Here is a 19823-nt window from a genome sequence, read left to right on the forward strand (position 1 = left end):
GCCCGGGGCGCGTGGCGTCAGGGCGCCGGGGCCGGATCCGATGCAAGGGTTTTCGCCAAGTCGCGCACGACTTGCTTGCGGCGTTCGCTGTCTTCGTGGCCCTTGGCCAGCGCCGACCATTCGGGCCGGCTGCGGGCTTCCTTGAGCGCTTCGGGCAAGGGCCCGCGGCGCAGCGATTCGTCGTCGGGACGGTCCAGCCGCAGCGGATCGCGAGCGGCGTGGCCGCGGCGCTCCAGCGCGTCGATCAGGTGCCGTTGGCGCAGCGCCAACAGGCGCAGCACGGCGTCGTCCACGCTGATCTCGCGCCAACCGCGCAGCTTGCCCGCCACGCGCTTGCCCAGCTTTTCCACGCCCTGCCACAGGCCGCCGGCCGCGGCGCCGATCAGCATGCCGGTGCCCAGGCTCAGGCCCGCGCTGAACAGGTCCACGGCGGCGCCGGCCATGGCGCCGGCCGCCGCGCCCATGCCCACCTGCACGCCCATGTCCTTGAGCGCTTGCGGATGGAACAGGTCCATGCCCCAGCGCTCGCCTTGCAGCGGCAGGGCATCGTCGGCAAAGTCGGACGCACGGAAGTTGTACAGCGCCAGCAATGCGGTGACGCAGGCTTGTTCGCGTTGGCGCACCTGCTCGCGCAACTGCTGCGAGGCCGCGGCCAGCGCGGTGTTGTCGCTGGCGCTGGCGATGTGCAAGGCGGCCACGTCGACCAGCAGGTCGGCCAGCAGCTCGTAGGCGGCCGCGTGCCGTTCGCGCCGCTGGCGGGCCAGGCTGTCGGCCAGCCGCGCCAGCGTATCGGCGTGGCGATCCAGCAGCACGCCAAGCTTGGTGTAGAGCTGTTGCTCGCCATCGAGCGGCGGCGCGACGGTATCGAATTCGACCGCGGCGTGCAGGCCCAGGCGCGCCATGGCGTCGCGCCATTCGCCGGCGCGGTGCACCGGCGCATTGACGAAGTTCAGCACCGGCAGCAAGGGGCGGCCGCAAGCGGCCAGGATGGCAAGTTCGTCGCGGTGCTTGCCCAGCACCGGATCGCGCGCATCGATGACATACAGCGCGGCATCGCAGTCCAGCATCTTTTTCAGGACGCGGGCTTCCTGCTCGTAGCGGCCATGGGCTTCCGGCGTATCCAGGAAGCGGCGTATGCGCGCCGGTCCGTCGAGCCGTTCGTCGGGGCCGGCCAGGCGTTCCAGGTATTCGAGCAAGGCGATGCTGTCTTCCATGCCGGGCGTGTCGAACCATTCCAGCACGGCGCGGCCCTCGAGCCGCAGGCGGGCGCCTTCGACATGGCGGGTGGTGCCGGGGCGGTCGGCGACGTCGCCGAACGTGGTGTCGCGCGTCAGCGTGCGTAGCAGGGAGGTTTTGCCGGTGTTGGTGTGCCCCACCACCGCGATGCCGATGACGCTGTCATGCATGGCCGTTCTCCAGCCAGGCCAGCGGCGCGCCGCCAGGCCCGACGATGGCATCGGCGGCCAGCCCCAGGGCCGCCAGGCGCTCGCGCCACAGCGGTTCGCGGGTGCCGGCGCCGGACGGAGCCAGCAGCCAGACGCGCATGCCGCCGGCGTGCGCCGCCAGGTCCGCGATCAGCGCCAGGGTGCCGCGATCGGGCGTTTGCCGGGCGTCGCAGGCGATCACCAGGCGCGAGGCGGCGGCCTGCGCCAACGCGTCCAGCAGGCGGTTGCGCTGCTCGCGCGTGTCCAGGTTGCCGGCATCGTGGACGCTGGCCGGCAGGCCGGCCGGCGGCCAATGCAGGTCGGGCGGCAGTTCCAGGCCCGCGAGCACGGGTTGGCCGCCCAATGCCAGCGGCGCGGGCGGCGCCACGCGGGGTTCGTGTCGCGGATCCACGGGCCGGTCGATGCCGGTGGACTGGGCGGGCGGCTCCAGCCGGTCGCGCAGCGCCGCATGGCCCGCCAGCGTGGGGTCGATGGCCAGCGCGCCCAGCGCGCGGCGGCTGACGGCCACGCAGGCCAGCCAGGCCACCAGGCGCGGCAGGATGCCGTACACCACCACGACGCCGATCAGCCACAGCGACCACTGCACCTGCGCGCTGGCGGCAAGCACCTGGGCGCCATCGCTGGCCCGCACCATGGCGGCATCGGGCAGCGGGAAGCCGAGCCACGACGGCAGCCAGCCGACGGCCTGCGTCAGGCTGACGAACGTGTCGGGCGCCAGCAGCGTGGTGGCCCAGATGAAGCGGTAGCTGGCGGTGGACAGCAGCACCAGCAGGGTCACGAGCGCGGCGCTCAGTCCTGCCAGCCACAGGCCATGGCTGATGGCGCCGAACAGGCCGCGCAGCGCGCCGGCGCGGGCCAGCAGGTTCAGGAAGGCCTGCGGCACCAGGGCGCTGTCGGGGCCGCGCGCCAGCTTGCGGGTGGCCCACAGCCACAGCCGTCCCAGCGGGGTCATCGCCGCGGGGCGCAGCAGGAAGCTGGCCAGCCACAACAGGAAGGTCAGGGCGTGCAGACCGAGCAAGGCGCCCAGCGCCCACAGCACATTGACCGGGCGCGTGCCGTCGCCCAGGGCGCCCGCGGCCACGCCGACGCCGGACACCAGCGCCAGCAGCAGCAAAACGGCCAGCACGGCGAGCGCGCTGCGGCGCCAGCCATCCACCAGCGGGATCAGGTTTTCACGTTGGGCCAGCAGTTGCGCGCGGGCCAGGATGCGGTCGGGAAGACCGGCGTCCAACTGGCGCACCTGCCGCACCGCGCTGGCGTCTTCCAGCGGCCCCCAGTGCGCTTCGCGCAGCCGGATCAGTTCAGCCAGCCAGTGGGCGCGCAAGGGCGGCTGGGAGGCGGCGTCGAGGGCGGAGGAAAGGTCGCGAGGAGTCTGCGATGGCATCGCGGGCGGGGCAGGCGATCAGGCCGCGAAGGGCGATGGGCCATTGTAGACCGCCGGGGCGGGCAGGCATGTCGCAGGCGCTGGCGCCGGCCACAAGTGGCCGGCCAGCGGCTCAGTGCCGGCGCCGGGCGGCGCGATACTGGCCGGGGGTGACGCCGATGGCGTCGCGGAACACGCGCGACAGATGGCTGGCGTTGCCGAAGCCCGATGTCTGGGCGATGCCGGCCAGGTCGCCCTTGCCCGCGGCCAGGAGGCCGCAGGCGTGCGCCAGGCGCCGGGCGCGCACCCAGGCGTGCGGCGGCTCGCCGAAAGAGGCGTGGAACATGCGGGCGAAGTGATAGGTGGACAGCGCGGCCACGCCGGCCAGCTGGTCCAGTGTCAGCGGCTCGGCCAGGTGCGCGTCGACATAATCCATCACGCGCCGCCGCACCGCGGGCGCCAGGCCGCCGCGCGCGGGCGGCGCGGCTTTGCGCGACACGCCCTGGTTCAGCAGGTGGTGCAGCACGGTTTCGGCCGCGCTGCTGGCCGCGAGCCGGTCGGCCGGGGCGTTCCAGTCGGTGCCCAGCAGGGCCTGGCAGACATCGGTCAGCGAGTCGTCCTGGATGTAGGTGCGGTCCCGCAATTCCAGCGCGCGCGGCTCGCAGTCCAGCCGCATGACGGCTTCGCGCGCCAGCCGTTGCGGCGCGATGTACAGATGCAGGAAGTGCACCGTGTCGTTCATGCTCCAGCGCGAATAGTGCTCGGCGGGCAGGACACAGAATTTGCCGGCGCCGCCGTGCAGCTGATGGCCGACGCGGAATGATTTCTCGCCGCCATGCAGATATAGCGACAGCGTGTGGTGCCCGGGCATGTCGTAACCCAGCGTCTCGTGGGCGCTGCGGCCCCATTGCGAGATGGCGATGCCGTCGCCCAGCGAGGCCGCGCGTTCCAGCGTGGCGGTGGACGCGGACAGGGTGCGAAAGACGGAGAAATCGGACGGAGCCGAAGCGGTGGTGCCCATGGAACTGAAATGCTACTGCGATCCACGCGTGCGCGGCGCGCGCAGGTGCAGAAAAACAGCAAGAACCGGCAATTTTTGGGAATAAGTCCGAGGCAGACTGGACCCAGCCGTCAGGGTTTTCCGCGGTCCTGATCTTTATGTCCTTTTCTGCCCTGCGGGGTGTCTCAAAGTGAATCTATTCCTGTATTTCCTGACCGTCGTCATCTGGGGCACCACCTGGATCGCCATCAAGCTGCAACTGGGTGTGGTGGCCATTCCGGTGTCGATCTTCTACCGCTTCGCGCTGGCCGGCCTGGTGCTGTTCGCGGTCTTGCTGCTGACGCGCAAATTGCAGCGCCTGGACCGGCGCGGGCATTGGCTGTGCCTGGGTCAGGGCCTGTGCCTGTTCTGCCTGAACTTCCTGTGCTTCTACACCGCGACGCAATGGATTCCCAGCGGCCTGGTGTCGGTGGTGTTCTCGGCCGCCACGCTGTGGAACGCGCTGAACGCGCGGCTGTGGTTCGGCACCCGCATCGCGCCGCGCGTCATGCTGGCCGGGCTGGTGGGGTTTTCCGGCCTGGTGCTGTTGTTCTGGCAGGAGTTGTCGGGACAGCAGGCCAGCCATGAGACGCTGCTGGGCCTGGGCTTCGCGCTGCTCGGCACGTTCTGCTTTTCCACGGGCAACATGCTGTCGTCGTTGCAGCAGCGCGCCGGCATCCGGCCCCTGACCGGCAATGCGTACAGCATGCTGTACGGCGCCGCGGTGCTGCTGGCGGGGTGCGTGGTGGCTGGCGTGCCGTTCCGCTTCGATACGTCCACGGCGTACGTGGGCGCCCTGCTCTACCTGGCGATTCCGGGGTCGGTGATCGGCTTTACGGCCTACCTGACGCTGGTCGGCCGCATGGGGCCCGCGCGCGCGGCCTATTGCACGGTGCTGTTTCCGGTGGTGGCGCTGAGCGTGTCGACCTTTGCCGAGGGCTACCAATGGACGCCGGGCGCGCTGATGGGGCTGGCGCTGGTCATGTTCGGCAACCTGCTTGTCTTTACGAAGTGGTCGCCGTTCACGCGCCGGGTGGCCGCCTGAGGCCTGCCGGCGCCGGTTTCAGCGGCCCTGGCGCGCCAGGGTGCGCAGCGCCTGCAGCAGGCGGTCGATGTCGTCCGCGCTGGTCAGGTAGCTGACCGACGCGCGCGCAATCTGCGCCAGGCCGCGCGCGTTCATATCCAGCGGCGTATAGGGCACGCCGTTGCTGCCGATGACGATGCCCTGCGCCGCCAGGGTGCGCTGCACGGCGGACGCTTCCTGGCCCGCCAGGTTGAAGGACACCAGCCCGGAGCGCTCACGCCCCTGATCCAGCACGTCGATGCCGGCAATAGCGGCCAGCTCCGTGCGCAAGGCGCCGGCGGTGGCGTCGATCTGGGCGCGGATGGCGTCCAGGCCGATGTCCAGCGCTTCCTGCAGCGCATTGGCCTGGCCGCAGCGCAGGGCCAGCGAGGCCTCGGCGGATTCAAAGCGCGCGGCGTCGCCGCGCAGCCTGGGCTGGCCGTCGGCGTCCAGCGGTGCGGAATAGGTATCCACGAAGGCGGGCGTGAGCCGTGGCAGGAAATCGCGCCGCACATACAGCAGGCCGGTGCCGCGGGGGCCGCGCAGTGCCTTGCGGCCAGCGCCGCTCAGCACGTCGCAACCGACCTCGGCCACGTCCACCGGCAGTTGCCCCACCGCCTGCGCCGCGTCCACGAAGTACGGCACGCCCGCTTGGCGAGCGACGCGGCCGATGGCGGCGGCGGGGTTGATCAGGCCGCCGTTGGCGGGCAGCCAGGTCAGCGCGATCAGGCGCACCCGCGCATCCAGCATGGTTTGCAGCGCCTCGGGGTCGACGCAGCCGCTGTCATCGGACGGGATGGTTTCGATGGACACGTCCGCGCCGCGCGTCGCCAGGCGCATGGCCGCCAGATTGCCGCCCCATTCGTGGCGGCCGACCAGGATGCGGTCGCCATCGCGCCACGGGCCCAGCGCCGCGAAGGCCGCGCCCCAGCCAGGCGAATTGCCGCCCGTCAGGGCGATTTCGTCGGGCTGTGCGTTCAGCAGCCGGGCCGCCAGGCTGCGGGCCTTGTCGGTGAGCGCGCGCGCGGCGACGCCGGCTTCCATCGGCCCTTGTTCGGCCTCGCGCCGCAGATGGGCCTGGATGGCATCCAGCGTGGCGGCGGACGGCAGCGACGCGCCCGCATGGTTGAAGTGGACCGTGGTGCGCGTGCCAGGCGTGGCGGCGCGCAGCGCCTGGAGAGCGGCGGGAGTCAGGGGGACGGTGGGCATGGCGGTTCCGGGCAGGCGCGCCGGGCCGCAACCCGGCGCTACGGGGATCAGGCGGGGGTCAGCGCGACAACCGCTTCGACTTCCACGGCCACGCCTTGCGGCAGCGACGCCACGCCGACGGCGCTGCGGGCATGGCGGCCGGCGTCGCCGAACACCTCGACCATCAGGTCCGACGCGCCGTTGGCGATCGCGCTCTGGCGGTTGAAATCCGGCGTGCTGGCCACGAACACGCCCAGGCGCACCACGCGCGCCACGCGGTCAAGCCGGTCGCCCGTGGCGGCGGCGATCTGCGACAGGATGCCCAGCCCCGACAGGCGCGCGGCGGTCACGCCGTCTTCATCGGAGATCTGGTTGCCCAGTTGGCCCAGGAAGGCGGCCTTGCCGCCCTGGCGGGAGATCTGGCCCGAGATGTAGAGCAGGTTGCCTTCCTGCACGAAGGGGACGTAGTTGGCGGCGGGCGCGGACGCGGCTTCCAGCGTCAGGCCAAGTTCGGCCACGCGGCCGGAGATCGAACGGGTCATGGGGATCACCTGTGAAACGGAAAAGGGAAAAGGCACCCCCCCGATGCTATCGGCAGGGGCCGGCCCTGACCAATCAATTCTTGCCAGGTATATATGAGTAAAACTAATGCGTTCAGTCCGACGCCGCCGCCTGCGCCAGCCAGGCCTGGAACGCCTGGGCTGCCTCGTTGGCCTTGCCGCGGGGGCTGACGAACCACCAGCCGATGCGGGCATCGTCCAGGGTGGTGCCCGGTAGCGCCTCGACCAGGGCGCCGCTGGCCAACTGCGCGGCGATCATGCGGTGGCGGCCCATCGCCAGGCCCTGCCCGGCCAGCGCCGCCTCGACCACGATGTTGTAGTCATGCAGGTGCACGGTCTGTGCGTGGCTCAGGTCCAAGGCATGGCGGCGCGCCCAGGTGTCCCATTCGAACGGATGCTGGGTATGCGAAGCCAGCAGCGGATAGCGCAGCAGGTCTTGCGCCGTGCGCGGGCGCCGTTTGCCGGCGATCAAGGCAGGCGCGCAGACCACCGACAGCCGTTCGGTCATGAGCCGGCGCGCCCGCACGCCGGGCCAGGTGCCGCGGCCGTAGCGGATGGCCACGTCGACCTCGCCGCCCGCCACATCGGCCAGGCCGATGTCGGGCAGTAGTTGCAGATCGATATCGGGATGGGTGGCGGCAAAGTCCGGCAGCCGCGGCGCCAGCCAGCGGGTGGCGAACGAGGCCAGCAGGCCGACCTTGAGCACCTGGCGCGCGGCCGCCGGCGCCCGCAGCGCCTCGGTGCCCTGGCGCAGCAGCTCGAAGGCGGCGTGCACCCGTTCGTAATAGGCCTGTCCCGCGGGCGTAAGAGCCACCGCGCGGGTGCGGCGCTCGAACAGCGCCACGCCCAGTTCGGATTCCAGCCGCTGGATATGGTGGCTGATGGCGCTTTGCGTGACGAACAGTTCTTCGCCCGCCAGGCTGAAACTCAGGCGCCGCGCGGCCGCTTCAAAGGCGCGCAGCGAAACCAGGGCGGGCAAGGAGCGGTGGGAACGCATGGGGTGGCAAGCTGGCACGTAGGACGAGGGATGCGCGTCATCCTACGCCGGGTGGCGCCCGCAATGCAAAAATCCCCGGCGCCAATGCAAAAGGCCCGCAAACAAGTTGCGGGCCCTTCAGTACTGCATTCTTTGGCTCCCCGAGCTGGGCTCGAACCAGCGACCTGCGGATTAACAGTCCGTCGCTCTACCGACTGAGCTATCGGGGAACAGGTAGAGGGGCCGAATTATGCACAAATTTTACGGGGAATGCAAAACGGGCGGCAAAGGCGCTGGGTTATTGCCCGCCTGTGACAGGCCGATCCCGTATCATGACGCCCAGAAGGTTCGCGACCTCTCTCGTTTTTTTGGGTTTATCCATGTCTTCGTTCGACATTCAATTGCTGCTTACCGCGCTGGTGAGCGTTCTGGTGCTGGTCGCTCTCATCGTTTCACGCGTCCGCATGCATCCGCTGTTGGCGCTGCTGATCGTTTCCCTGGGCGTGGGTTTTGCCACGGGCATGGAACCGACCGCCATCGTCAAAAGCCTGACCGACGGCGCGGGCAAGACCCTGGGCGCGGTCGGCGTGGTGATCGCGCTGGGCGCCATGCTGGGCAAGATCCTGGCCGATTCCGGTACCACCGAACGCCTGGCCAACGCCATACTGGCCCGCACCTCCGTCCGCCTGATTCCCTGGGCCATGACGCTGGTGGCTTTTGTCATCGGCATCCCCATGTTCTTCGAAGTGGGCCTGGTGGTGATGCTGCCGCTGATCTTCAGCGTGGCGCGCAAGCTCGAAAGCCAGGAACGCTTCAAGGGCTCGGCCTACGTCTACGTCGGCGTGCCCGTCATTGCGGCCCTGGCGGCCATGCATGGCATGGTGCCGCCTCATCCCGGGCCGCTGACCGCGATCGCCAGCCTGAAGACCACGGTCGGCCCGACCATGATCTACGGCTTCATCGCCGCGTTGCCCGCCATGATCCTGGGCGGCCCCCTGTACGGCGCCTTCATCGCGCCGCGCATGACCACGCGCCCTGACGACGCCCTGCTCGAGCAGTTCACCGCCACTCAGGAAGCCGCCAATGGCCGCGTCCCGGCCAGCGTGGGCCTGGGCGTGCTGGCGGCCTTGCTGCCGGCGCTGCTGATGCTGGTGCATGCGGTGGCCGAGATGCTGCTGCCCAAGGGCTCGGGCCTGCTGCACGCGGCCGCGTTCCTGGGCAACCCGCTGGTCGCCATGCTGCTGGGCGTGCTGTTCGCCATGGCCACCCTGGCCTTGCCGCGCGGCGGCGATGCCGAAAAACTGCGCAATGCGCTAGGCCAGAGTCTCAAGCCCATCGCCGGGATCATGCTGATCATCGCCGGCGGCGGCGCCTTCCAGCAGGTACTGACCAGCGCCAAGGTGGGCGATGCCATCGTGCACCTGACTCAGCAGTTTGCCTTCCCGCCCCTGATCCTGGGTTGGCTGATCGCCATGCTGCTGTCGGTGTCCACCGGCTCGGCCACGGTCGGTATCGTAGGCGCCGCGGGCCTGCTGGCCCCGCTGGCCGGCGCCGACCCCAACCTGAACCTGCCCCTGTTGGCGCTGTCGATCGGCTGCGGTTCGCTGTTCTTCAACTACGCCAATCATGCGGGTTTCTGGATGGTCAAGGAATCCTTCGGCATGACCATGGGCGAAGCCACCAAGACGATCTCGGTGGTGCAGTCCATCGTCTCGGTGGTGGGCCTGATCATGGTGTTGCTGTTCAACATGCTGCCGGCGCTGGGGTGATTGGAAGGCCGGTCTAAGAAAGTAAAAAGCCCAACCGCTTGGTTGGGCTTTTTACTGGGTGTTGGGGGGCCTAAAGGACCGCAACATTGACGGGTAGCAGCCCATCTATGGTGTTCGTGGAGTTGCTCCATGCGTTCATGTCGGCGCCATTTTCTTCATGGGCGACGGTGGGCCAGCGTCTTCACGCGCACCTTGCCGGATTCCTGCGCTCCCACTTGTAATGGCACGTACGCCCACATCTGTAAGCGTCAGTTCATGAACCTTGATGACTGCACCTGGCTTCGAAATGAGTCTGGACTCTTTGACGAAGGCCTCGGAGAGCTTCTTGGTGACAGCGTTCATTTCAATACCTCTTCGTGACAAAGTCGCTGATGGCCTTGGTTCCGGCACCAACAATTTCCACAACGTCATTTCGTTCAACCAAATAATAGGCACGATCTTCGCTCGATGCTTGCCAGGAAACGCCGTTCTTCACCCTCGAAGCCAGCAAGTCAGACAAGGTTCGATGGGTGTGAGGAAAAGCCCATTATTCCACCTTGAATGGGAGTGGAAGGACTCACAGTCCCAGCCAGATGTCGTGGCATTGCTCGGAGCGATAAAAAACCCGCGTAGCCGTTGGCTGACGCGGGTTCCAAGGCAAGTATTGCCTCGCCATTCAATTGGTGCCGGTGAAAGGAATCGAACCCTCGACCTTCTCATTACAAGTGAGCTGCTCTACCAACTGAGCTACACCGGCACGGCGCGCCCGGGGGCATGCGCAGGGACTGCATTGTAATGAAAAAAGAAGATCCTTTCCGGCACCCGGTGTCCCTGCCGGACGGCGGGCGGACGCTTCATGGCCGCCGGGTGTTTGCCGCGCGGAGCCGCCCGGCCGTGTTTGGCGTGCCCGTGTCCGAACCGGCGTGGCGCGAGGCAGCCTATGGCGCGGGGTTGGCCGCGAGCCAATCGCGGGCCGGGCCATGGCCACGCTCGGCCGCCGCCTGCATCAGCCGGCGTCCCATGGCGGCATCCTGCGCCACGCCCCAGCCCCGCAGATACAGCTCCGCCAGGTTGCCCAGCGCCTGCGGGTTGCCCTGCCGGGCGGACAGTTCGTACCAACGGGCCGCCTCGGCGTAATCGCGCGTCACGCCGAGCCCCGCGGCGTAGATATGGCCCAGGTAGAGCTTTCCCACATCGTCGTTGCCGTCGGCGGCCTGCCGGTACAGGCGCGCCGCCTCGGCGTAATCCTGGGGCACGCCCTGGCCGGTGCGATACAGGTTGCCCAGCCCCACGTAGGCCTGCGTGCTGCCCTGCGCCGCCGCCAGCCGGTACAGGCGCATGGCCTCGGCGTCGTCCTGGCGCACGCCCCAGCCCTGGGCGTAGAGCGCGGCGAGGTTGGTTTGGGCGTTCATGTGGCCCTGCTCGGCGGCAAGACGATACAGGCTCGCCGCCGCGGTCGGATCCTGCGGGACGCCGCGCCCTTCGATATGCAGGTCGCCCAGGTTGGCCTGGCCTGCGCTGCTGCCACGATCTGCCGCGTAGCGGAACAGCCGGGCGGCTTCGGCATCGTCACGGGCCGCGCCCATGCCGTGCAGCGTGAGCAGGCCCAGTCCGACGTGGGCGGGAACGTCGCCTTGCTTGACGGCGAGCCGGAACCAGCCGGCAGCTTGCGGCAGGTCTTGCGCCAGGCCGGCCACGAGGCTGTGCTCGCTGGCGTAGATGAAACCCAGCAGCGCCTGGGCTCGGGCGTTGCCCGATTCCGCCAGCGCGCGATAGTCGGCCAATGGTGCCGCGTTGGCCAACTGGCTGAGCATGTCGTTGCGCATGGCCACCCACTGCGTGGCGGATACGCCGTCGAGCGCTTGCCGCGCCGCGGCGGTATCCGTCGCCGCGGCAACGGGCGCCGGGGGGGGCGCTGCCTGCGCCAGGGCGGCGGCAGGGAGGCTGCCCGCCAGCGTCGCGCAGAGCCAGGCGGCCATCATGTATTTCATCATTCCCACCGATCGGAGTGGACATCGACAACGAACGTAAATGCGTGCCGCTGTCCGCCGCGATGCTGACGGATCGAGGCAGGCGCGGAACGAAGAAACGCCCCTGAAAAGGGGCGTCCAAGGGCGGGCATGTGGCACCGGCGCGACTGGCCGGTGCAACGCGCGGGGATGGTTTGTCGAATCAAGAGCATCCGGTCCCCGCGTGGCGCGCTATTTGACGATGGTCAGGCGCGGACGCTTGGGTTCGTCGTCGCCGCCGTCATCGGGCGCGGCATCCGCGTCGGCTTCAGGGGCGGCGGTGTCGGACGCGCTTTGCGTGCCCGGCGCCGGCGGTTCGTAGGGCTGTACTTCGAAGCCCATGCCCGCGCCGGTTTCGCGCGCGTAGATGGCGCTGACGGCACCCACGGGAACGTAGACGTTTTCGGTCACGCCGCTGAAGCGGGCCTGGAATTCGATGAATTCATTGCCCAGCACCAGACGGTTGGTGGCCAGCGTGCCGACGTTCAGTGTGATCTGTCCGTCGCGCACGTGGGCGACGGGCACCATCGTGTGCTCGTCGACCTGCACGGTGATGTACGGCGTATAGCCGTTATCGGTGCACCATTCGTGCAGCGCGCGGATCAGATACGGTTTGGTCGAAGTTTCACCCATCACACAACAACCTTAGCGACGCATTACTTTTTCCGAAGGCGTCAGCGCTTCGATGTAGGCCGGACGCGAGAAGATGCGTTCGGCGTACTTTTGCAGCGGCGCCGCGTTCTTGGGCAGTTCGATGCCGTAGTGGTCCAGGCGCCAGAGCAGCGGAGCCACAGCCACGTCGAGCATGGAGAATTCTTCGCCCAGCATGTACTTGTTCTTGAGCAGCATGGGGGCCAGCTGGGCCAGGCGGTCGCGGATGTTCTGGCGGGCGTTGGCCAGCTTCTTCTCGTCCGGCTTGGCGCTGCGGTCTTCCAGCGTCGAGACGTGAACGAACAGTTCTTTCTCGAAGTTGTACAGGAACAGGCGCGTGCGGGCGCGCATGACCGGGTCGGCGGGCATCAGCTGCGGGTGCGGGAAGCGTTCGTCGATGTACTCGTTGATGATGTTCGACTCGTACAGGACCAGGTCGCGCTCGACCAGAATGGGCACTTGACCGTACGGGTTCATCACCGAGATGTCTTCGGGCTTGTTGTACAGGTCGATGTCGCGGATCTCGAAATCCATGCCCTTTTCGAACAACACGAAGCGGCAGCGTTGCGAAAACGGACACGTGGTTCCGGAATAGAGCACCATCATGGCGGTAAGTCCTTTATGAAAAACGAAAGGCCAGCGCCTTAATCTAGCAGGCGCTGGCCCCGATTGCCAGGCGGGGATAGGCGTACAGCCCTATCCGCCGCTCTCGGCCCTGAAAATTGGGGCCGGAAGGTGAGCCTGGCGGGGCGTTGCGGTTAGCGCACGTGTTTCCAGTAAGAGGCGTTCAAACGCCACATCACCAGGAAAAACAACAGCAGGAACAACATGACACCGACGCCCAGCTTGACGCGGAAAGTCTGGACGGGCTCGGCCATCCAGGACATGAACGCAGTCAGGTCGGCGACGTCGTTGTCGTATGTTGCGACTTGGGCCGGGTTGGCGGCCTTAAATTTGGCATCGAAGGTGGCATGGCCGTGGTAGTTGGCTACCGGTTCAGCCTTGACCGTGGAAAAACCTTGAGCATCGTACACCGTCGTGACCCGTTCCCAGGTTTTCGGGGCGCCTTCCTTGCCTTCGACCTCGTGCATGGCCACCGTGGTCAGCTCGCGCGGGCCTTGGCGTTCCCAGAGGGCGTGTGGCATGCCCACGGCCGGGAACACCAGGTTGTTCCAGCCCGTGGCGCGCGAAGTGTCGCGGTAGAACGTGCGCAGATAGGTGTAGATGTAGTCGGAACCCGAAGGGCCGGCGTTGACGGATTTGGCACGGGCGATCACGGACAGGTCCGGGGGCGTCGTGCCAAACCACTTCTTGGCGTCCTTGGCGGTCATGGCGATATTCATCATGTCGCCGACCTTCTCGCCGGTGAACAGCAGGCTTTCCTTGATTTGCTGGTCGGTCAGCCCGATGTCCTTGAGCTTGTTGTAGCGCATCGATGATGCGCTATGGCAGTTCAGACAGTAGTTGACGAACAGCTTGGCGCCGTTTTGCAGCGACGCCATGTCGGTGACGCGATACGGCGCCTTGTCCAGCGGATAGCCGCCTTCGGCGGCGAAAGTGGCGGTACACGTGAGCATCAAGGCCACGGCACCAATCAGCTTCTTGATCATGGTTAGTCCGTTATTCTCGTGGGCTCAGTGGGCGTGGAACGTGACGCGGTCGGGCACTTTCTTGAAGGTGCCCAGGCGGCTCCAGACAGGCATCAGGAAGAAGAATGCCAGGTACAGAAGCGTGCCGATCTGCGACGTGATGTTCAACGGCGGACTGGGCGGCTGCGTACCGATGTAACCGAGCACCAGGAAGTTGACCATGAAAATGCCGTAGATCCACTTGTGCCACGTGGGGCGGTAGCGGATCGACTTGACCGGCGAATGGTCCAGCCACGGCAGGAAGAACAGGATGACCACGGTACCGCCCATGGCGACCACACCCCAGAACTTGGCGTCGATCACGCGCAGCAGCACGGCCACGACGATCAGGATGCCGGGGACGGCGATGCGCATGAAGCCCTTCAGGTTGCTCTTGAGGAGCAGCGCGATGGCGCCCAGCACCGAAGCGCCGGCCAGGACCCAGGTGAACTCGTCGGTGGTGGCACGCAGCATCGAATAGAACGGCGTGAAATACCAGACCGGGGCGATGTGCGGAGGCGTCTTCAGCGAGTCAGCAGGGATGAAGTTGTTGAACTCGAGGAAGTACCCGCCCATTTCCGGTGCGAAGAACACGATGAAGGCAAAGACGAGGAGGAACCCCGCCACGCCAACCAGGTCGTGCACCGTGTAGAACGGGTGGAACGGAATGCCGTCTTTGGGCCGGCCGTACTTGTCTTTCGGGCCTTCCTTGATTTCGACGCCGTCCGGGTTGTTCGAGCCGACTTCGTGCAGGGCCACCAGGTGCGCGGCGACCAGCCCCACCAGCACCAGCGGAATGGCGATGACGTGGAAGGCGAAGAAGCGGTTCAGCGTGGCGTCCGACACGACGTAGTCGCCGCGGATCCAGATCGACAGTTCAGGGCCGATGAACGGGATGGCCGCGAACAGGTTCACGATCACCTGCGCGCCCCAGTAGGACATCTGGCCCCACGGCAGGAGATAGCCGAAGAAGGCTTCGGCCATCAGACAGAGGAAGATCGCGACGCCGAAGATCCACACCAGTTCGCGCGGCTTGCGGTACGAACCGTAAAGCAGCCCGCGCAACATGTGCAGGTAGACGACGACGAAGAACATCGACGCGCCGGTGGAATGCATATAGCGCACCAGCCAGCCCCACGGGACCTCGCGCATGATGTATTCGACGGATTGGAACGCGCGTTCGGCGTCCGGCTTGTAATGCATGACCAGGAAGATGCCGGTCACGATCTGCAGCAGCAGCACCAATAGCGCCAGCGAGCCAAAGAAATACCAGAAGTTGAAGTTCTTCGGTGCGTAGTACTCGGACAGATGGGCTTTCCAGGTGGATGTCACCGGGAAGCGCCGGTCCAGCCAGCCCAACAGGCCTGTCGTCTCGACGGTTTTCTCGCCAGCCATGTAACGGCTCCTTCTCTAATACGTGGCGTATTTGTTTTACTTACGTAATTCGGGAAAAAAGCGCGACGCGAGCGTCAGGCCTTGTTGTCTTCATCGACGCCCACGATGATGCGGGTGTCGGTGAGATACTGGTACGGCGGGACTTCGAGATTATCGGGAGCGGGCTTGTTCTTGTAGACCCGGCCAGCCAGGTCGAACGTGGAGCCGTGGCAGGGACAGAGGAATCCGCCTTGCCAGGAAGCGCCCATGCCGCCACCGCCACCTGTCTCGAAGTGCGCGGTGGGCGAGCAGCCCAGATGAGTACAGATACCGACACAGACGAAGATTTCGGGCTTGCGCGACCGGCCTTCGTTTTCTGCGTATTTCGGCGTGAAACCGGCGCGTTTGGAGTCAGGGTCCGCCAGAAGGGCGTCCTGGCTCTTGAGGCCGGCAAGCTGCTCAGGAGAGCGGTGAATGATCCAGACAGGTTTTCCGCGCCATTCCACCGTTTTCATGGTGCCGACGGGGATATCGCCAATGTCGACTTCCACGGGGGCCCCGGCGGCGCGGGCTTTTTCAGAGGGGGAAAACGTGCTTACTAGGGGTATTGCCGTTGCGACACCTGCTACGCCACCCACAGCACAGGCGGTGGTAACCCAGAAACGTCGCGAAGGATCAGGTGGCAGGTTGGGATCAACCGCACCGTCATCGTCATGCACCAGCGTATCCTGACTCATCTTCCTATCCTTGTTGATGCGCCCGCTCTACGAGTAGCATCACTTCTGCGGCATCGGGTTCGCGGGAATGTGTAACAACATAGCAACCGCGTATTATAGCGCCAGCCCACTGGCGGGCGTATCACGAAGGGAGTGCTTTTATGAGCAAAGCGACTGGTTTCGTCAAAGAATTCCGAGATTTCGCTGTTAAAGGTAATGCGGTCGACTTGGCGGTTGGTGTGATCATTGGCGCGGCATTCGGCAGGATTGTCGATTCGCTGGTCAAGGACATCGTCATGCCGCTGGTCAATTTCGTGCTTGGCGGTTCCGTCGATTTTTCCAACAAGTTCCTCGTGCTGTCGATGCCCGCTGGATACAACGGTCCGATGACCTACGCGGATCTGACCAAGGCAGGCGCGAACGTGTTCGCGTGGGGCAATTTCGTCACGATCATCATCAACTTCGTGTTGCTGGCGTTCGTGATCTTCTGGATGGTCAAGGCCATCTACAAGGCTCGCACCAAGGCCGAGGAAGCGCCGGCCGCACCGGCTGCGACGCCTGAGGACGTGGCGCTGCTGCGCGAGATCCGCGACCTGCTCAAGCGGCCGTAAAAAAGGCGCCCCGCGGGGCGCCTTTTTCGTGGGAGGCGGCTCGTTGCGGGGCCGCATCTCGTCGTTTTCCCTATATCGGGTTATCCAGATCGACGAAGTCGACCTGGATGCCGAAGCGCTCGGCCACGGCTTGCCCCAGGGCTTGCACGCCGTAGCGTTCGGTGGCGTGGTGGCCGGCGCCGATGAAGGCTACGCCGGTTTCCTGCGCCAGGTGGAAGGTGGATTCCGAGGCTTCGCCGGTGATGTAGGCGGTGGCGCCGGCATCGATGGCGTCGGCCAGCATGCCTTGGGCGCCGCCGGTGCACCAGGCGATGCGGCCCAGCGGCTGGTCGGGGTTGCCGACGACCAGGGGCTGGCGGCCCAGGCGTTGCTGGACCCGCGCGGCCAGTTCGCCCAGGGTGGACAGTCCGGCGGCCGTGCCCAGCCAGACCAGGTTGTCGGCGCCACAGGTGCGCGGCGCGCCGTCGTCACGGCGTTCGGGCGTCAGGCCCAGCACGCGCGCCAGCTGGGCGTTGTTGCCCAGCGTGGGGTGCGCGTCCAGGGGCAGATGATAGGCGTACAGGTTCAGGTCGTTTTTCAGCGCCAGCGCCATGCGGGTGCGCCGGGTGCCGATGACGCGGCGGTCTTCGTTGCGCCACATCCAGCCGTGATGGACCAGCACGGCGTCGGCGCCGCGTTCGACGGCGATGCGCAGCAACGCTTCGCTGGCGGTGACACCGGTGATAATGTGTCCGACTTCGGAACGGCCTTCCACCTGCAGCCCGTTGGGGCAGTAGTCCTTGAAACGGGCGGCTTGCAGGGTGTCGTCCAGCCAGGCGGCCAGGACATGGGAGTCCACTTTACTCATTGCTAGTCCTATCAGAAACATGCGCCGATATTGGCTGATATTCGCTCAGGCCGTCACGGTCTGCCTGGGTATTCTATTCGTCGTGACCACCTTGCGCCCCGACCTGCTGCGGCTGGGCGGGCCCGCTGCCGGGCCGCAGACGCCGCAGCCCGTGGTGGCGACCGGCGCGCGGCCGCTCGTGGGGGCAGTGTCGTATGCGGATGGCGTGGCGCGGGCGGCGCCGTCGGTGGTCAATGTATACACCACCAAGCACGTCGACGTGCCGCTGGTGCCGCTGCCCGAGGACCCCATCTTGCGCCAGCTGTTCGGCCAGGTGCCGGGGGTCAGCCGGCGCCAGGCCAGCACCAGCCTGGGGTCGGGCGTGGTGGTCAATCACGACGGCTTCGTGTTGACGAACTATCACGTTGTGCAGGCGGCCGATGCCATTGAAGTCGCGCTTGCGGATGGCCGCAAGGATACGGCGAAGGTGGTCGGGGCCGATCCGGATACAGATCTGGCGGTGCTCAAGCTGTCGACGCTGCGCAATCTGCCCGCTGCCACGCTGGCGCCGGACCGCGGTCTGCGGGTGGGCGACGTGGTGTTGGCGATCGGCAATCCGTTCGGCGTGGGGCAGACGACCACGCAGGGGATTGTGTCGGCGCTGGGCCGCAACGGGCTGGGCCTGAATACCTACGAGAATTTCATCCAGACGGATGCGGCCATCAACCCGGGCAACTCGGGCGGCGCGTTGGTGGATGCACAGGGCAATCTGGTGGGCATCAACACGGCCATCTATTCGGAGTCGGGCGGATCGCTGGGCATCGGTTTTGCAACGCCGATCGATATCGCGCGCAAGGTCATGGACGAGATCGTCAAGACCGGCGGCGTCAAGCGCGGCTGGCTGGGGGTGGAGCCGCAGGACCTGACGCCGGAACTGGCGCGCGCGTTCCAGATGGAGCGCGATGCGCGTGGGGTAATCATCGCGGGTGTGCTACGCGACGGGCCAGCCGCCAAGGCCGGCCTGCGGGTTGGCGATATCGTGCAGACATTGAACGGCAAGCCGATGACGGACACCTCGGGGCTGCTGGCCGAGATCGCGCAGCTGCCGCCTGGGCAGCGCGCGACGCTGGGGGTGTTGCGCGGCGGCAAGACGACCGAGGTGACGGTGGTGGTGGGCACGCGCCCTGGGCTGCCGCGCTGACGCCTGACGGCGTCGCGGGGGCTCATGCAAGGTCCCGCTTGATGCCGGCGCGTCCCGCGGCACGTCGGGCGGCCGACTCTGGCGGGGCGGGCTTGGCTCCGGCGTCTTCGATCATCAGGCGCACGACTTTCAGCACTTTTCTTTGGGTGGTTTCGGGCTGGCGCCGCAGCAACGCGCAGATCTCGGTGCAGTAGCCATTGGGCAAAGTATCGGGCTGCGGCAGCGTGACGCCGCCATTGGCCGGATCGGCCATGCCGTCGGTCAGCCAGGGCACGTGCGTGCCCAGTGCCTTGGCCAGCCGTAGCAAGGTGCCGCGCGTGGGCGAGTAGCGGTCTTCGCGGGTAAGGATGCGGTGGATGCAGGACTGCGGCACGCCGGAAAGGCGTGCCAGCTGGTTTTGGCTTTTGATGCCGCGCCGCCGCATCAGGGCGCGCAGCCGGAGGGCAAGCGACATGGTTGCAATGTAGGATTGCAGCCCCGCCGGGACAAGCGGAAACGGTCTGCTTGTTGTGTCGCTTGCAGCCGGTGCGGCGTATTTGCGCCGCTGGCGGTCCGCCCGGGGGCCGGCCCCGGGCTGTATCAGCGGTGTCCGCTCAGTGGCGCTCGGTCAGCGAGGCGTCGGCCGCGGCGTCTTCGGCGCCGGGCTTGGGTGTGACCAGCCGCGCGCAGATCAGGCCTATCTCGTACAGCAGGCAAAGCGGCACGGCCAGCATGAACTGGCTGACCACGTCGGGCGGCGTGACGACGGCGGCGATGATGAAGGCGCCCACCACCACATAGCCGCGCGCGCTCTTGAGCTTGGACAGTTCGACCACGCCCATGCGCACCAGCAGCACCACGGCCACGGGGACTTCGAACGTGATGCCGAAGGCCATGAACATCGTCATGACGAAGCTGAGGTAAGCCTCGATGTCAGGCGCCGGCGTGATGGATTGCGGCGCGAAGGTCGCGATGAAGTGAAAGACCGTGCGGAACACCACGAAATAGCAGAACGCCATGCCCGCGATGAACAGCAAGGTGCTGGAGATGATCAGCGGCAGCGCCAGGCGCTTCTCGTGTTTGTACAGGCCGGGCGCGACGAAGGCCCAGGCCTGGTAGAGCACGACCGGCAACGCCACGATGAAGGCAGCCATCATGGTGACCTTGACCGGGACCATGAAGGGCGTGATGACGCCGGTGGCGATCATGCGGGTGCCTTGCGGCAGCGAGGCCAGCATGGGCTGGGCCAGCACGTCATAGATGGCGGACGCGCCGGGGTAGATGAACAGGATGATGAATACGATCACCACCGCGGCGACCGCGCGCAGCAGGCGGGTGCGCAGTTCGACCAGGTGGGAAATGAAGCTTTCCTGCTGGCCGTCTTCTTGGGAGGCGTCCTGGGTCACGTTGTCGTTCCGGAGGGCGTGGCGGGCTTGGCCGGGGGGG

At 66.8% G+C, this 19823-nt stretch carries 20 protein-coding genes and 2 tRNA genes; 4 read left to right on the forward strand and 18 right to left on the reverse strand.

The annotated features are described in order from the left end of the window. Positions 1-17: 17 nt before the first annotated feature. The 3 genes from A9974_RS00360 to A9974_RS00370 all read right to left on the reverse strand — a co-directional run bounded on the left by A9974_RS00360 (position 18) and on the right by A9974_RS00370 (position 3829). A complete protein-coding gene (locus A9974_RS00360; RefSeq protein ID WP_183002220.1) occupies positions 18-1406 on the reverse strand; it encodes a GTPase/DUF3482 domain-containing protein in 1389 nt (462 codons plus the stop codon). Further along, a complete protein-coding gene (locus A9974_RS00365) occupies positions 1399-2829 on the reverse strand; it encodes a DUF2868 domain-containing protein (RefSeq protein ID WP_183002221.1) in 1431 nt (476 codons plus the stop codon). The genes A9974_RS00360 and A9974_RS00365 overlap by 8 nt, the downstream gene beginning before the upstream one ends. 112 nt (positions 2830-2941) lie before the next feature. Further along, positions 2942-3829, reverse strand: coding sequence for a helix-turn-helix domain-containing protein (locus A9974_RS00370; RefSeq protein ID WP_183002222.1), 888 nt, complete (start codon positions 3827-3829; stop codon positions 2942-2944). A 169-nt stretch (positions 3830-3998) separates the two neighbouring features. Here A9974_RS00370 and A9974_RS00375 point away from each other — a divergent pair, with 169 nt between their 5' ends. After that, positions 3999-4892, forward strand: a complete 894-nt coding sequence (locus tag A9974_RS00375; RefSeq protein WP_183002223.1) for an EamA family transporter — start codon at positions 3999-4001, stop codon at positions 4890-4892. A gap of 18 nt (positions 4893-4910) precedes the next feature. Here A9974_RS00375 and A9974_RS00380 read toward each other — a convergent pair whose 3' ends face one another. From A9974_RS00380 to A9974_RS00395, 4 genes are all read right to left on the reverse strand, one after another. Beyond that, on the reverse strand, positions 4911-6119 hold the full coding sequence (locus tag A9974_RS00380) for an aminotransferase class V-fold PLP-dependent enzyme (RefSeq protein ID WP_183002224.1): 1209 nt from the start codon (positions 6117-6119) through the stop codon (positions 4911-4913). Positions 6120-6166: 47 nt separating this feature from the next. Beyond that, positions 6167-6640 (reverse strand): RidA family protein, encoded by a 474-nt coding sequence (locus tag A9974_RS00385; RefSeq protein ID WP_183002225.1) that lies wholly within the window; start codon positions 6638-6640, stop codon positions 6167-6169. Positions 6641-6752: 112 nt separating this feature from the next. Next, positions 6753-7655, reverse strand: a complete 903-nt coding sequence (gene gcvA / locus A9974_RS00390) for a transcriptional regulator GcvA (RefSeq protein WP_183002226.1) — start codon at positions 7653-7655, stop codon at positions 6753-6755. 133 nt (positions 7656-7788) lie between these two features. After that, positions 7789-7864: transfer RNA gene (locus tag A9974_RS00395), tRNA-Asn, on the reverse strand. 150 nt (positions 7865-8014) lie between these two features. Here A9974_RS00395 and A9974_RS00400 point away from each other — a divergent pair. Next, positions 8015-9403, forward strand: a complete 1389-nt coding sequence (locus tag A9974_RS00400; RefSeq protein ID WP_183002227.1) for a GntP family permease — start codon at positions 8015-8017, stop codon at positions 9401-9403. A 135-nt stretch (positions 9404-9538) separates the two neighbouring features. Here A9974_RS00400 and A9974_RS00405 read toward each other — a convergent pair whose 3' ends face one another. The 8 genes from A9974_RS00405 to petA all read right to left on the reverse strand — a co-directional run bounded on the left by A9974_RS00405 (position 9539) and on the right by petA (position 15781). Further along, entirely contained in the window at positions 9539-9745 is a 207-nt protein-coding gene (locus tag A9974_RS00405) for a sulfatase (RefSeq protein ID WP_183002228.1), read from the reverse strand. Between the two features lie 318 nt (positions 9746-10063). After that, positions 10064-10139 (reverse strand) — tRNA-Thr (locus A9974_RS00410). Positions 10140-10320: 181 nt separating this feature from the next. Next, on the reverse strand, positions 10321-11376 hold the full coding sequence (locus A9974_RS00415; protein ID WP_183002229.1) for a tetratricopeptide repeat protein: 1056 nt from the start codon (positions 11374-11376) through the stop codon (positions 10321-10323). 207 nt (positions 11377-11583) lie between these two features. Next, on the reverse strand, positions 11584-12024 hold the full coding sequence (locus A9974_RS00420; RefSeq protein WP_183002230.1) for a ClpXP protease specificity-enhancing factor: 441 nt from the start codon (positions 12022-12024) through the stop codon (positions 11584-11586). Positions 12025-12036: 12 nt separating this feature from the next. Then, a complete protein-coding gene (locus tag A9974_RS00425) occupies positions 12037-12648 on the reverse strand; it encodes a glutathione S-transferase N-terminal domain-containing protein (protein WP_006388039.1) in 612 nt (203 codons plus the stop codon). Positions 12649-12800: 152 nt separating this feature from the next. Then, positions 12801-13652 (reverse strand): cytochrome c1, encoded by an 852-nt coding sequence (locus A9974_RS00430; RefSeq protein WP_183002231.1) that lies wholly within the window; start codon positions 13650-13652, stop codon positions 12801-12803. 24 nt (positions 13653-13676) lie between these two features. Then, positions 13677-15065 carry a cytochrome bc complex cytochrome b subunit gene (locus tag A9974_RS00435; protein WP_183002232.1) on the reverse strand — a complete coding sequence of 463 codons (1389 nt, stop codon included), beginning with the start codon at positions 15063-15065 and terminating at the stop codon, positions 13677-13679. Positions 15066-15139: 74 nt separating this feature from the next. Then, positions 15140-15781, reverse strand: coding sequence for a ubiquinol-cytochrome c reductase iron-sulfur subunit (petA, locus tag A9974_RS00440; protein WP_025139950.1), 642 nt, complete (start codon positions 15779-15781; stop codon positions 15140-15142). 140 nt (positions 15782-15921) lie between these two features. Here petA and mscL point away from each other — a divergent pair, with 140 nt between their 5' ends. Beyond that, a complete protein-coding gene (gene mscL / locus A9974_RS00445) occupies positions 15922-16371 on the forward strand; it encodes a large conductance mechanosensitive channel protein MscL (protein WP_025139949.1) in 450 nt (149 codons plus the stop codon). A 70-nt stretch (positions 16372-16441) separates the two neighbouring features. On the opposite strand, the gene A9974_RS00450 is transcribed toward mscL, so the two are convergent. Continuing rightward, complete coding sequence (locus A9974_RS00450; protein WP_183002233.1) at positions 16442-17218, reverse strand: Nif3-like dinuclear metal center hexameric protein; 777 nt, start codon at positions 17216-17218, stop codon at positions 16442-16444. Positions 17219-17237: 19 nt separating this feature from the next. Between A9974_RS00450 and A9974_RS00455 the strand changes: the two genes are divergently transcribed. After that, the gene (locus A9974_RS00455; RefSeq protein ID WP_183002234.1) at positions 17238-18398 is read left to right on the forward strand and encodes a trypsin-like peptidase domain-containing protein; all 1161 of its coding nucleotides are present in this window, start codon (positions 17238-17240) and stop codon (positions 18396-18398) included. 22 nt (positions 18399-18420) lie between these two features. On the opposite strand, the gene A9974_RS00460 is transcribed toward A9974_RS00455, so the two are convergent. Then, the gene (locus tag A9974_RS00460) at positions 18421-18852 is read right to left on the reverse strand and encodes a helix-turn-helix transcriptional regulator (protein ID WP_183002235.1); all 432 of its coding nucleotides are present in this window, start codon (positions 18850-18852) and stop codon (positions 18421-18423) included. A gap of 139 nt (positions 18853-18991) precedes the next feature. Then, positions 18992-19783, reverse strand: a complete 792-nt coding sequence (tatC, locus tag A9974_RS00465) for a twin-arginine translocase subunit TatC (protein WP_183002236.1) — start codon at positions 19781-19783, stop codon at positions 18992-18994. Between the last annotated feature and the right edge of the window lie 40 nt (positions 19784-19823).

The sequence above is a fragment of the Achromobacter sp. UMC71 genome, assembly GCF_014170305.1.
Classification (GTDB): Bacteria; Pseudomonadota; Gammaproteobacteria; order Burkholderiales; family Burkholderiaceae_B; genus Achromobacter.